We start from the raw sequence: 14,293 nt of genomic DNA on the forward strand, positions 1-14,293 counted from the left end.
AAAATATTTTTATTTTTTTACAGGCCCTAAAAAAAGCGAACGCAATAATCGTTTTTTTGCACTGTAATAAAAAATGAAATTAGTTACACTAGGGTCAACTAATTTGAGGAGAGCGTTATGTTAACAGTAATTTTTGGCCGTGAAGGCTGCCCTTTTTGTGTTCGCGCTAAAGATGTTGCAGAGCAACTTGCTAATGATCGCGATGATTTTAAATACCGCTACATCGACATCATCAAAGAAGGTATCAGTAAAGAAGATTTAGAGAAGTCTGCAGGCAAACCATGCCCAACCGTACCGCAGATTTTTGTAGACCAAACTCATATTGGTGGATTCACTGAATTTGAAGCTTATGCTAAAGAAAACCTAGGCCTTTACCAGTAATTTTGTAGACAGAGTGTTAACCAGCTCAATTAACGCACAATTGAAGCTGGTTAAATTTCGACCAACATCAAACACATATAAATTAGTTGTAATTTATACAAGCATTTGCCTCGCATTTCCTATACAATGCGCGCCTCTTTAAATTCGTTGAGGCGTATTAATGTCAGAACCAGTCACGTTTGAATCTCTAAATCTTTCTCCTGCAATTTTAAAGGCAGTTGAAGAGTTGGGTTACAAGACACCATCTGAAATCCAAGCTCAATGTATACCGTTATTGCTAGAAAGAAAGGACGTACTGGGACTAGCACAAACGGGTACAGGTAAAACAGCAGCATTTGCACTGCCATTACTAAATAATATTGACCCGTCTGTGAAACAGCCACAGATCCTTGTACTCACACCTACCCGTGAGCTTGCGATCCAAGTAGCTGAGGCATTTGAACAATATGCAAAACACACTCGTGGTGTTGAAGTATTGGCACTATATGGTGGCCAGAGCTACAGCATCCAGCTGAGCGCACTTCGTCGTGGCGCACAGATTATCGTTGCTACACCAGGTCGATTAATCGATCACATAAACCGTGGCACTATCAAGTTTGATGCTTTACAAGCACTTGTACTTGATGAAGCCGATGAAATGCTACGTATGGGCTTTATCGATGATGTAGAAAGCATCATGGAAAAAACACCGCGTGAAAAGCAAACATGTCTTTTCTCTGCGACTATGCCTAAGCAAATTCAAAACATCAGCAGCAAATATATGAATAACCCTGAACAGGTTCATATTTCTGCGCGCAACTCAACTGTATCATCAGTTGAACAAGTGTTTTGGAATGCCCATGTTCATAAAAATAAAGCGATTGTTCGTTTCTTAGAAGCTGAACAATATGAAGGTGCTATTGTTTTCGTACGTACGCGTAACGACACAGTGCAACTTGCTGAATTATTAGAGCGCGAAGGTTTCTCTGCGGCGCCACTTAACGGTGACATGAACCAGCAAGCGCGTGAGCGCACGGTTGATCGTTTAAAAAGCGGCATGCTAAACGTTGTTATTGCAACAGACGTAGCGGCACGTGGTCTTGATGTAGACCGTTTAAGCTTAGTTATCAACTACGACATTCCACAAGATTCTGAAGCCTACGTTCACCGTATCGGCCGTACAGGTCGTGCTGGTCGTACTGGTAAAGCGATTCTTTTCGTTAAGCATAACGAGCGTTATTTACTTAAAAATATCATTCGTCATACTAAATCTGAAATCGCACAAGTTGAATTACCTACAGCTAAAGTTGTTGAAGAAAAACGTATCAATGCATTACAAGAAAAGCTTACGCTTGCTCTTGAAAACAAAGATATTACTTTCTTCAATGAAGTGGCTGCCAACATGGCACAAAAACTTGAGCTGGCTCCTGAAGACTTAGCGGGTGCATTACTGTGTTTAGCACAGCAACAATCACCAATTAAAGTTGAAGAAGTTAAGATTCAACCGCGTGAGCGTAACGAACGTAATGATCGTAATCCTCGTAGCAATGACCGTGGTCGTCGTAACGAACGCCCTGAACGTGGTGGTGAGCGCGCTGAGCGTAAACCACGCGAGCGTAACAGTCGTGATGCAGGTCCTATGGATACATACCGTATCGAAGTAGGTCGTGAGCATGGTGTTCAGGTTAAGAACATTGTTGGCGCAATTGCTAACGAAGCAGACATTTCAAGCAAGTTTATTGGTGACATTCGTCTTCACGACAGTCACAGTACGGTTCAATTACCGCAAAACATGCCTAAAGATGTACTTGATCACTTCCAAAAAGTGTTTATTTGTAAACGCCCAATGGGTATGACATTAACACAAGATCAAGGCCCTTCTGAGCCACGCGGCGAGCGTTCTGAACGCCCTGCTGGTGACAAGAAGCGTAGCTTTAATAAAGAAGGCCAACGCCCTGATAAGCGTAGCGGCCCTCGTAAAGAACGTCGCCCAGTTAGCTTCACGGCTAAGTAAGCAACGACCCTTTAGTAAAAAAACCTTGCCACGAAAGTGCCAAGGTTTTTTTGTGTCTGGAATTCAGCTATCAGCTTAATTTCCGTAACTTGAAGCCGCAAGTCAGTATTAGGCACTTAACTAACAGATTGAATTAAAAATATTTTTTTGTTTTCTCTAACCAGAGATTGCAGTGAAAACAAGGCGAAATTACGCGTCAATAGCTAGCCTATTGTAAGTAAATTCAACGTAATTAGCGTTGAAAAAGCTGATTGAGATAGCTTTATTATCCAAAACTCAGATTACTTAATGTGTATAAACATGTTTTCTTTGATTTTTAAAACAATAAAATTTATGTAAACTAAGCAAAGGCTATAATTCATGGACGAATTAAAAATTGAAAAGAAATTACGACAACTTACTCTTTGTAGCAATAATGTTCCCTATTTTATTATGTATCATTATTCCTATCTTAATGGACTTTACAGATCCACCATTTATCACAAATGAAATATACGACGTTATTTTCTTTATAGCACTCCCTATTATTTGTGGCGTATCATTCATCTATTTAAATATACTTGTATTGAATAAATATAGACGCTGCAGTAAATACAGGGAGCATCTTAAATATAGTTTTTCAGATACAAAAACGAAATTATCATTAATATTCGCGTATCCATTAATCCCTTTGTTAATCTATGCAAGTCTCTATTTTTTATTCTCTGCCCCCATTAAGTTATGGGCTTACTACACGCAAGGCGACTATTGGTATAAGGAATATATCCTAACTGATGTACAAAAGTGTGGTTCTGATTATGAAGATAGTTGTACTCGTTTATATTTTAAAGATCCTAAAACAAACGAAACTCATGATTTTAGATGGTACGAAGATAAGTCTACAATAATCAATAACAAAAACGATTATGTTTATATTCTTGGTGAGGCCAGTTTGTTTGGCTATATAGTGAGAGATTTAGAAAGGTAACTTAGACTTACTTTGAATATTACAGCACTTTTATATAAACCTCACTCGAGTGAGTGAGGTTTATGAATCAAGATTTAAGTTAAGGCGCTACTGCTGGGTACACGTAGCTGGCATCAAGTCCTAATGGGATACCGAGTGCCCAGTAGCCTAGCAAGAAGATACTCCAGCCAATCATAAAGGCAATTGAGTACGGTAGCATCATCGCGATAAGCGTACCTATGCCTGTGCCTTTAACGTATTTTTGGCAGTACACCACCACCAGCGGGAAGTATGGCATGAGCGGGGTGATAATATTAGAGCTAGAATCTCCCACACGGTACGCCGCTTGCGTTAAGTCTGGCGAAATACCGAGTTGCATTAGCATAGGCACAAATACCGGACCTAATAGTGCCCACTTAGCCGAACTTGAACCAACAAATAAGTTTACAAAACCAGTTAAGAAAATAATCCCTACTACCGTTACAGAGCTCGGTAACTCCATTGCTTTTAATACTTGAGCCCCTTCAATTGCCAGTAATGCACCTAGGTTTGATTTACTAAATGCAGCAATAAATAATGAACAAAAGAATGCCATAACAATGTAATACGCCATACCATTCATGGCTTTGCTCATCGCATCTATCATGTCTTTAGAGGTTTTAAAGGTGCCTACGGTAAAACCATATACTGCGCCTGGGATCCAAAATAACAAAAATATCAGCGGTACTATTGATTGCATTAGTGGTGAGCTAAAGTTTGTTAAAGAGCCATCGCTGCTGCGCATCGCTGAATCAGCGGGTGCAGATACATACGCTAATAATGCAATACCTGCAATCATTACGCTACTTGCAATAAGAAAGGCGCGCTTTTCGTCGCTACGCGCATCTTCAAATGCTGGTAGGTCTTGAGTTTCGCCATCAACGGGTGAATTTTTTAAACGTGGTTCAATAATTTTATCGGTGATATACCAACCTAGCATCACAATAAATAAACTTGATGCTGAAGCAAAGCCCCAGTTATTAAGCGGGTTAATGCTCATTGTTGGATTAATAATTTGTGCTGCACTTTGCGTAAAGCTTTGCAGTAACGGATCAATTCCAGATGGAATAAAGTTAGCACCAAAGCCACCACTTACCCCGGCAAATGCCGCTGCAATACCGGCAAGCGGATGACGACCTGCTGCAAAAAATATTACCCCAGCAAGTGGAATAACCAGCACATACCCTGCATCGGTAGCCGTATGGCTCACAATAGCCACTAAAATAATTGAGGGTGTTAGTAATTTTCTAGGCGTTACTTTGAGCATTAATTTAAGGCCGGTATTAATAAAGCCCGAATGCTCTGCAACGCCCACACCTAGCATTGCAACCAGCACTACACCCAGTGGTGCAAAACCGGTGAATGTTTTTACCATAGAAGATAAAAAAGTGGCCAACGAATCGCTGGCAAGCATGTTATTAATGATAATGGCTTCGCCAGTACGAGGGTCTATTGCATCAAATGTGACGCTTGAAAACCACCAAGACAAAAACCAGATTAATAACATGGCAAACAAAAAGATAATTGCTGGATCAGGCAGCTTATTACCTACCCGCTCAACAAAATTTAAAAATCGCGCAACTATGCCCGTTGGCATTGTCGCATCATTATTGTTATTCATTTCACTTGTTCCCTAGAATTTAGACTACGCTACTTTAGCGTATCTAAGGAATGAGGTAAATTTTAACTGAATAAACAAGTTCTTTTTTAGGCACAAAAAAACGCGGCTCAGTAGCCGCGCTATTTTTAATGAATGAAAAAAGCTTATGCAAGAGCTTTTACTTCATCCCATATTCTTACTACGAGTGCTTTATCGTCTTCATTAAGTTCGCCATTGCGATAGGCTTTTACTAGGCTTTTTTCAACGGTGTCGTTTAGCTCAGTAATTTCTAAATTTAGCTCCTCAACTTGGGCATACCCTACCGCTAAATCAAAGTGACCACGTAAATAACCGCCGGCAAATAGCTCATCATCAGTGGCTTTAATCACTAAGTCATCAAAATATTGCTGCGCAGCATCTATGTAATTTACTAAACTCATGTGTTACTTCTCCTCAAGGTGCAGCCCATCTTGATGACCTACTGCATACATAATATGGTCGTTAAACCCACTGGTTACACGGATATAACCACTTAATTCATCATCTAACTCGCTATCGCCGGTGTCGCAAATTAGCGGTCGGCCATTTAAAGCCTGTAATTTGGTTTTAGTAGCCACGACAATAATATTGTCGCGGCCTATCGCTTTAATTAACGCAGGACTGAGTTGTTGATTACCTCGACCAAAAATATGCCCTTGACCGCCAATCAAGGTGATCACTAATTTTGTCTCACGCCCTGTCGTAAGTTCAAGTAATTGTTGCGCTGTTAAGTCTTGGCCTACTAAAGCTTGATCTTCAACTAAATCAACACCGAGCAGCGTATTCTCAAGCCCCATTTCTTCCATCACCGCGCCAACGGTAGAGCCACTGCCCATTACATAGAGGGTATCGGCATCCATTTCACTAACGACATAAGCAGCTATATCTGCTAGCACCAGCTCGTCAGTTTCTTTACCGCCATTTTTAACCGCTTGTACATAGCGCACTTCACTGGGTACTTGCATTTCGCCATAACGTTTTGCTTTTACTGTTCCTTGGCGAAAGGCGACTTCATCAATGTCCATGACATCGGCATCGCTTAGCGTTACCAACTCACCTTTAACTAACATTTCAACTACGCGGCCTGCAGCTTTTGGCGTTATGGCATATACTCCAGAGTGAATTTTACACCCTGCAGGAATGCCCAACACAGGTACAGAGTCTTCTACCGCATGGCAAATATTACGTGCTGTGCCATCGCCACCTGCAAATAAAATTAAATCTACACCTTGCTGCTGTAATAAACGAGCTGCCGCTTCAGTATCGTCACTGGTTGTGGGTGAGCTACTTTGATAAACCACTTGCGTATTAAAGCCGAGTGATTTTGCTGTTTCCTCCCCCATTTCATCATTAACAGTATAAATAGTAATATTTGACTGATGAGGTACAAGCACTTCAAGTGCAGCTTTAGTGCGGCTATTTGATTTAGGCTCAGCGCCTAATGCAATGGCTTTAGCGGCGGTGTCTTCGCCGTCACTGCCTTTTAACGCCACGCTACCGCCCAATCCTGCAACCGGGTTTACAATCAGCCCTAACTTAAACTGCATCTTTTAGCTCCTCGGGAGAATGCCATGAAAACTGCGCAGCATTTAAAGGCCACGTTGTGTTATAAAATTTACACAGTGCTTTTAGTAATCTTGTAGTACGTGGGTTAAATCCGTCTTGCAGCAGCTGTAATAACTTTGCATGTACACGCGATTGAAACGCAAATCGACAGGTTTGTTCACCATTTAAATTATCTACCGATACGTTAAAATCAAATCCCGCGGCCACACTGAGCGCCCACTCTATTGCTTGGGGTTTTACCTCTACAGATTCAAACTCTGCTTGCTGTGAAGCATCGCGCCCGTCGGGGCAATACCAATAACCATAATCTTCAACTAAGCGGCGCTGAGAACCTGCCACTAACCAATGGGCTATTTCGTGCAGCGCACTGGCGTAAAAACCATGGGCAAATACAATTTGATGATAAGGCGTTGTATCATTTGCGGGAATGTAGATAGGCTCGTGCTCACCTTTTACCAAACGCGTATTATAGCTTTGGAAAAAAGTGTGTTCGAAAATAGAAATTAAATCCGCTATTTGATGCATAAATATTTCGTATACTCGTTTGAACCCGATGCTTTATAGCCATATAAAACTAATATAAAGCGCACTAAAAACGAGGCGAATTGTACGTACTTTTCTGCACAAAGTAAAAAGCTAGCGATTTAAAGCGATGTTCACATAAATCTCTTTAAGTTTACACACGCTGAGTCATGCTCATTGTTGTTATGACAAGTATTGAGAGATATCTACCTCATCTATTTGTTCAGCACTGAGGTAGCGTTTAGCGTAATCAAGATAAATACCTGAACTTAAAAACAGTTCAAACACGGCTTTATCAACATGATGATCGGCCACCATTTTGGCTAATATACTCATCGACTCGCTGAGTGTTTTTGCCTTTTTATAGGGCCTGTCGGCCGCCGTTAGGGCTTCAAAAATATCAGCTAGCACCAATACTCGTTCTGGTATCGATAAGTCATCCGCATTGAGTTTACGCGGATAGCCTGTGCCGATTAATGTTTCGTGATGGGTAGAGGCATAACGCGGTACGCGCTCAAGTTCTTTAGGGAACGGCAGTGTATCGAGCATACGTATCGTACTTATCATGTGCTCATTAATTTTAAACCTATCCTCTTTAGTAAGAGTGCCTCTTGAAACTGTTAAATTATAAAGCTCCCCTAGGTTATATTTATATTTACATGGGGCAATTTTAATCCCTAAACGCTCATCATATTCAATCGGCTTATCATGAGGAATTAAGTGCCAAGGTTTATCACTGAGTAATTTTTCTGTGATGGGAAGCGTGTCATCCGTCCCTTCATAGCGATACATTTCTACTGGTGAAAGCCCTAACTTATCGTCAAAATGACGCTGCCAAGTAATATTACTCAACGCAGTTAAACGCTCAAGGGCAGCTTCTGTGATTTTTTCGCCGCCAATATTACATTGTGCAATAAAAGCAAAGTCGTCCAGCAACTGTAGCTGTTTAGCTGCCAACTGCTTGGTTAAGTCGAGCTGATTTTGAGGACTGTGTTGCAATGATTTATAGTAATCAAGTTCGGCATCTCGCCAAAGTACCTCAAAACGCGTTCTAATTTCATGAATACGATTATAAATAGTCTCCAGCTTAGTGCCTTTATCAACTATGTGCTCTGGAGTGGTTATTTTACCGCAATCATGTAGCCAAGCGGCTAAACTAAATTCTTCAACCTCATCATCATTTTTAAACTTAAACCCTTTAAAAGCGGGTAACTCTGACTCTGAAGCGGCCTTAGCAAGCTCAATACCGAGTTCAGGTACGCGCTCGCAATGCCCCGCTGTATAGGGAGATTTATCATCAATGGCTTGTGCTATTAACTCGATAAACGACGCCATGAGTGCTTTTTGACTGTCTTCATGTTGCTGTATCGACTTACTCATATCAACCATAGAGTAAGCTAACGTATTAATTTCTTTAATATGACTTTTTAAAGTCGAGACTTGTTTAAACTGCCGATTTTTAATTTTATTGTTTTCACCCACCAGCGTTTTAATAGGACCGACAATGGGGGATGCAAAAAACCACGACACTGGTAACATCATAATTAAGCAGGCAACCGTAATTATTATTGAAAGCTTTATTTTTTCTCTTGTGGAGCTCAATACATCTTCTTTAGAAACCATAATGGCTAAATAGCCCGTACTAGCTAGCGCTAAATAATCAGATAGTGGCTTAATAAAAACATACTGTTCTTTACCATTAATTTTCACTAACTGTAGCTTAGAGAAGTTACTATCATCATCCAATAAAGTGATTAATTGCTCATCAGGAACAGTGCCTACAATTTTTGATTTTTTCCCTGAGTTAGTATTGAGCCATTTATCACTAAGCTGTTGTTTAAATTGCAGAGGAAGTTGCGTGGCGGCGTAATCAAACAAAGCTTTTAATTGTGCGTCTTGGTTTTGAAACAATAAATGGTAGTCATTTGAAAAAAGCGCGGCACTGTTTTCATCAAGCGGATTGTACTGGATCCCCTCAATAAAAAATTGCTGCTGTATATATTGCAATACGGCTTTGCTGTCTATTCCCGCATAAGTATCACCATTGGCAACATGCATTAACAACGCCTTTGTGTTGGGAACTTCCACGAGGTTAATTTCTGGAAATTGCGCTCGTAATATTTTTACAATTGACCAGCCCTCTCCCACCGCAACTGACTTACCAGCAAGTTGCTGCATATGGGTAATTGGTGGATTGTTTTGTTGATTAACAATACTTAAAGGCAAAGTTACCATGGGTATACTGAGCATACCCAATGTATTATTCGATGCTGTATTAAGTACCGGATGAATCACATCTATCTGCTTATTTTCAAATAAATTAAGTAATTCTTGCCAACTGAGTCCATTAATATAATTAACCTTAATACCCAACAGTTCAGCAATCGCATTTATATATTCAACACTGTAGCCTTTAGGCTTACCACTGACACTAAAATCCATAGGTGCCCAATTGGTTTCATTTGAAACTGTGATAGTAGGATATTTGGCAACTATTTTTTGCTGTTGCTCATCCAGTATTAACCGATTTAGCCTTGCCTCAACCGTTGAGCTAAAGGGCTGATTTGAGGCAATAATTTCTCCTTCTCGGTTATAAATAAGTAACTGTGTTGAGCTGTGCATCTCCAAACGCTGTTGCTGTTCGATTAAATAATTAGACATGTTATCAACGATAATCCCTAAGCCAAGCACATGGTTTTTACCCGCTATTTTAATCGAATACGTTTGCCCAGAGGTTTGTAAATGGGTAAATAGATAAGGCTTGGTTTTGTTTACTTGCTGTGAGTTTGCTTGCTTAAACCATGCTTGCTCGCGGGGATCAAAATACGTCGGTTTTTTGGTTTTTTCTCTTAAGCTAAATGACGCATCAAAATAAAGCGTTTGCTGTATTCTTTGCCCTTCTTCAGATTTTATTTGAATAACGACCCAGCGGTCATTATCAGTTGCACCAAGGCGCTGACGAACCATCGCACTACTTTCAAGATTAATAACCTCAAAAAAGTCACCATTGTTATAGCCCATATAAAAAGCATAAAACAAAGGGTTCAAATCCATCATTTCACTTAATACATTTCGTAGCTCTGTTTTATCTGAAAGGTTTTCACCGACTAACGAGGTGTTTTTTACCATCATATATAAAGTATTTTCAGATTTTTCATTAATGCGTGTTAGGTAATCAGCAACCGATTGAGTGGTCATATTAAAGTGTTGCACATTCGACTCGAGCGCCATTTTTTCACTGAAATAATACTGTAAGCTTGTAGCTATAATAGCGGTAATAGACGTTGCCAACACAAATACTGCCACAACCGTCAAACGAATAGAAAAGCGTACTGTTTTTGTTAACTTTTTAAGCGCTTTAAATATCATTGAACGTTCCTTGCGACACTTTTAAAAGCAGTAAATATACGTCGTTGAAAATTGCAATTTAGCAATATTCAAAGCCTATGAAGTAAGTTAATCATTAATTGTTTGAGCTAAAATAATATTAGTCACAAAATCAGAAATTTAAAAACTTTATGCCTTTATTTACTGAACACCTAATTGCGCTTACCATATGCAAACTAAAAACCTAAATGAATACACTCTTATGGTTAAACAACACACCACTAAAGCATGGCCAGTTAGCATTCTTACTTTTTTAGCGCTACTGAGTGCCTCTGCCAATAGTTATGCAAAAAGCGTGAGTATTAACGTGTTTGCTATTCCCTCTTCGCCAATTGTTGAGCTCATGGCTACAACCAGCAATGAACTAGCCAAACAGCAAATAACCACGTTTTATCAGCAAGGCTTACCCGTGCATGCCACATTATATTTGACTGATTATCCGCAAGAGGCACAAAATGAAATTAAGCAGGTGGTGGAGCGTATTGTAAAGAAACATCAACCTTTTGAAATTAAAGCCAATGGGTTTAGTGTATCTGCCAGTAATTGGGCCTTTATAGACTTAGAAAAATCTTATCAGTTACAACGCTTAGCCGATGAAGTGACACTTAAACTTGAGCCACTTCGCGATCATCAAGCGCCAGTTCCAAGTTGGGTAAAGCATTACCCTAATAAACTCGTGGCCTTTGAGCGTTATGGTAGCCCAAATGTGTTTCAAAACTTTCAGCCACATTTAACCCTACTTGCAAATGAGCAAAACCCTGCATTGGCTGCGTTTAATAAAGTCATGCAAGCTGAGCCACCGCAAGCACAAGGTGAAATAATTGGGATTGGAATCGGAATTTCTGATCAGTTTGGGCAACAAAAACAGGTCATCGCTAAGTACTTCTTTGATACCAAATAAATAATTAATAATGGGAGCTAATTACACATTTATTAACTTAAATAGTTTATGGATTTGTGGTTAGCTTATCGCTTAAATGCTTTTTAAGTATGCGGGTATTGCGCGTATTTGCTTTGAACATGGCATCAAAAATATCACCAAAAAATGGAATAAGCCCACTTACAAAATCAACTAACATGTTTAAAATAATCCGGCTTTTTACTCGCTTACTAACACCTAATCGCTGCGCTTCAATTAGTACATACCCAGATAAAATAAGCCCGGCTAAATCGCCTACCACTGGCAATAGCCCAATCAATGATTCGACACCGAAACTAAATTTTGTAAACGGAATATCAATGCTGCTGTCGGTAAAGCGGCTAAACTCTTCAAGCCGTTTTATGGTGGCTTTATATTCAGCTTGTGTAACGTGAGATTGATTATTTTTTTGCATAATGACTGCTCTTTATTTTTAGGTGCGCTAAGCACATGGAAATTATTGAGCGGCAATAAAGATGTATAGCCAGTACATAATAAACGCGCTAGTGCGCGTTTATTATTAATTTATAGTAAAGCGCGCTTAAATAGCGCCTTTAATTGGCCCATGTTCGTGGTTTACATGCGGGTTTTGACCGCGTTGACGTAGTAAATGATCCATTAAAGTAATGGCCATCATTGCCTCAGCAATCGGAATAGCACGAATGCCTACACAAGGATCGTGACGACCTTTGGTGATCATCTCGACCGCTTCATTTTCGGTATTAATACTATTACCGGGAATGGTAATGCTTGATGTTGGCTTAAGCGCAATCGATACGATTATATCTTGCCCTGTAGAAATACCTGCCAATACGCCGCCGGCATGATTTGAGGTAAAACCATCAGGGGTTAACTCATCACGGTGCTCTGAGCCTTTTTGCTCAACCACATCAAAGCCATCGCCAATTTCAACGCCTTTTACAGCGTTAATACTCATTAATGAATGGGCAAGTTCGGCATCTAGCCTATCAAATACCGGCTCACCTAAACCAACTGGCACATTTTTAGCGACCACTTTGACTTTCGCGCCCACTGAGTCGCCTTGCTTTTTAAGCTCGCGCATATATTCATCGAGTGCTTCAAGCTTGCTAGTGTCTGGGAAAAAGAATAAGTTATTTTCCACCTCATCCCAATCGTAATTTTCGGCTTTAATTGGCCCTAATTGGCTCAAACACGCACGTACTTCAATACCATGAAATTGCTTTAAATACTTTTTAGCAATAGCGCCTGCGGCAACCCGAATAGCGGTTTCGCGCGCAGATGAACGGCCACCACCACGGTAATCGCGAAGGCCGTATTTGTGCCAGTAGGTATAGTCACCGTGGCCTGGGCGAAATACGTCTTTAATTTTGCCATAATCTTGTGAACGTTGATCGGTATTTTCAATTAATAAACCAATGCTAGTACCAGTGGTTTTACCTTCAAAAACGCCCGCTAAAATTTTGATTTGGTCGCTCTCACGGCGCTGCGTGGTATAGCGACTTTGCCCAGGTTTGCGTCTGTCTAAATCGTGTTGTATGTCGGCCTCAGTGATTTCAAGGCCTGCGGGCGTGCCATCCACTACGCCGCCTAATGCAACGCCGTGGCTTTCGCCAAAGGTGGACACTTTAAATAACTGCCCTATGCTATTACCTGCCATTAACTTTCCTCATTCCTAATGACTTATAGCCGAGGATTAGCTCGGCTATTGTTTTGCCCAGCCATTTCGGATGAATGGCTAGTATTAATTGTTACTGTGCAAAGTAGGCATCTAGTTGTTGTTTGCTAATAACAAACACCCCTAATCCGCCTTGTTCAAACTCAATCCATTCAAATGGTGCGCCTGGATACAGTGCATCCATATGTACCATAGAGTTACCTACTTCGACAAATAACAAACCGTTATCTGTTAGATGCTCACTAGCTTGATCTAAAATAGTACGTGTTACATCAAGGCCATCGTGTCCCGATGCTAATCCTAGTTCTGGTTCATGGTGGAATTCACGTGGTAAATCAGCCATATCTTCAGCATCAACGTACGGCGGGTTTGCTACGATTAAGTCGTATTTTTGCCCAGGTACACCACTGAATACGTCAGACTGAATCGGTAGTACGCGATCACTTAGTTGATAGTCAGTGATATTAATATCAGCCACTTCAAGCGCTTCATAGGATATATCAACCGCATCAACTTGCGCATTTTCGAACGCTTGTGCCAAGGCAATAGCAATACAACCTGAGCCTGTACATAAATCTAAAATACGCCCTACTGACTCTGGTTTTTCTAACCAAGGGGTGAAGCGATTATTAATAAGCTCAGCAAAAGGCGAGCGAGGAATTAATACGCGTTCATCCACATAAAATGGCATGTTAGCAAACCATGCAATGTTGGTAAGGTAAGGTACTGGGGTAAAATCGTTAATGCGCTCGGCAATCAAGCCCGCTAAACGATTTTTTTCAGTACTGGTTAAACGCGCATGCATCAGCTCTTTGGGTGCATCGATAGGCAAACTAAGCGCTGGTAATAACAAACTTACCGCTTCATCCCATGCGTTATCGGTGCCATGACCAAAGAAAATACCGCTACTTGCAAATTGACTAGTTGTCCAACGAAGCCAATCGTGTAAGGTTGAAAGTTCTGCAACAGCTTCATCTAGGGTTGCTTCTTCTATTAGTAATTCACTCATCAGTATTATCTGCCTGCTACTTTCAAAAAAAATAAACTCAATCGGGGCGCATCATTGGCCCCATGATTGCCCTATTGTATACCCAAGCCACCTCTAGGTGCGAGCGCAGTTAGTGTTAAAAGCGATTTAGGTAAGGCTTTGATTGCAAATAATAGTCACTCTATTGTTCAAATCAATAACGCAGTATAAATCGCTTTTTAACTAACCCTAATGGCGCTGTACTATGCACCTCAAA

The 14,293-nt window shown here is 40.5% G+C and carries 12 protein-coding genes; 4 read left to right on the top strand and 8 right to left on the bottom strand.

The window, feature by feature from the left end; all coding sequences use genetic code 11:
• Positions 1–117: 117 nt before the first annotated feature.
• From A9479_RS14260 to A9479_RS14270, 3 genes are all read left to right on the top strand, one after another.
• Positions 118–381, top strand: coding sequence for a GrxA family glutaredoxin (locus A9479_RS14260; protein ID WP_008114535.1), 264 nt, complete (start codon positions 118–120; stop codon positions 379–381).
• 160 nt (positions 382–541) lie between these two features.
• Positions 542–2,374, top strand: a complete 1,833-nt coding sequence (locus A9479_RS14265) for a DEAD/DEAH box helicase (protein WP_033103879.1) — start codon at positions 542–544, stop codon at positions 2,372–2,374.
• A gap of 415 nt (positions 2,375–2,789) precedes the next feature.
• Positions 2,790–3,341 (top strand): hypothetical protein, encoded by a 552-nt coding sequence (locus A9479_RS14270; protein WP_231893576.1) that lies wholly within the window; start codon positions 2,790–2,792, stop codon positions 3,339–3,341.
• A 79-nt stretch (positions 3,342–3,420) separates the two neighbouring features.
• On the opposite strand, the gene A9479_RS14275 is transcribed toward A9479_RS14270, so the two are convergent.
• From A9479_RS14275 to A9479_RS14295, 5 genes are all read right to left on the bottom strand, one after another.
• Positions 3,421–4,980 (bottom strand): AbgT family transporter, encoded by a 1,560-nt coding sequence (locus A9479_RS14275; protein ID WP_033103877.1) that lies wholly within the window; start codon positions 4,978–4,980, stop codon positions 3,421–3,423.
• Positions 4,981–5,123: 143 nt separating this feature from the next.
• Positions 5,124–5,399: a YfcL family protein gene (locus tag A9479_RS14280; RefSeq protein WP_024602794.1), complete on the bottom strand. Its 276-nt coding sequence runs from the start codon at positions 5,397–5,399 to the stop codon at positions 5,124–5,126.
• A 3-nt stretch (positions 5,400–5,402) separates the two neighbouring features.
• The gene (locus A9479_RS14285) at positions 5,403–6,545 is read right to left on the bottom strand and encodes an ATP-NAD kinase family protein (protein WP_064663777.1); all 1,143 of its coding nucleotides are present in this window, start codon (positions 6,543–6,545) and stop codon (positions 5,403–5,405) included.
• A complete protein-coding gene (locus tag A9479_RS14290) occupies positions 6,535–7,089 on the bottom strand; it encodes an elongation factor P hydroxylase (RefSeq protein WP_008114523.1) in 555 nt (184 codons plus the stop codon). Before A9479_RS14290 ends, A9479_RS14285 begins: the two co-directional genes overlap by 11 nt.
• Before the next feature lie 180 nt (positions 7,090–7,269).
• The gene (locus tag A9479_RS14295) at positions 7,270–10,455 is read right to left on the bottom strand and encodes an HD domain-containing phosphohydrolase (protein ID WP_064663778.1); all 3,186 of its coding nucleotides are present in this window, start codon (positions 10,453–10,455) and stop codon (positions 7,270–7,272) included.
• 220 nt (positions 10,456–10,675) lie between these two features.
• Between A9479_RS14295 and A9479_RS14300 the strand changes: the two genes are divergently transcribed.
• Complete coding sequence (locus A9479_RS14300) at positions 10,676–11,374, top strand: 2'-5' RNA ligase family protein (RefSeq protein ID WP_197487262.1); 699 nt, start codon at positions 10,676–10,678, stop codon at positions 11,372–11,374.
• 46 nt (positions 11,375–11,420) lie between these two features.
• Here A9479_RS14300 and A9479_RS14305 read toward each other — a convergent pair whose 3' ends face one another.
• From A9479_RS14305 to prmB, 3 genes are all read right to left on the bottom strand, one after another.
• Positions 11,421–11,807 (bottom strand): DUF4112 domain-containing protein, encoded by a 387-nt coding sequence (locus A9479_RS14305; RefSeq protein WP_064663780.1) that lies wholly within the window; start codon positions 11,805–11,807, stop codon positions 11,421–11,423.
• A 126-nt stretch (positions 11,808–11,933) separates the two neighbouring features.
• The gene (aroC, locus tag A9479_RS14310) at positions 11,934–13,031 is read right to left on the bottom strand and encodes a chorismate synthase (protein ID WP_064663781.1); all 1,098 of its coding nucleotides are present in this window, start codon (positions 13,029–13,031) and stop codon (positions 11,934–11,936) included.
• Positions 13,032–13,122: 91 nt separating this feature from the next.
• On the bottom strand, positions 13,123–14,058 hold the full coding sequence (gene prmB, locus A9479_RS14315) for a 50S ribosomal protein L3 N(5)-glutamine methyltransferase (RefSeq protein ID WP_013464520.1): 936 nt from the start codon (positions 14,056–14,058) through the stop codon (positions 13,123–13,125).
• Positions 14,059–14,293: the final 235 nt, after the last annotated feature.

This window comes from Pseudoalteromonas sp. MQS005 (assembly GCF_001661605.1).
In the GTDB taxonomy this organism is placed as follows: domain Bacteria; phylum Pseudomonadota; class Gammaproteobacteria; order Enterobacterales; family Alteromonadaceae; genus Pseudoalteromonas; species Pseudoalteromonas tetraodonis.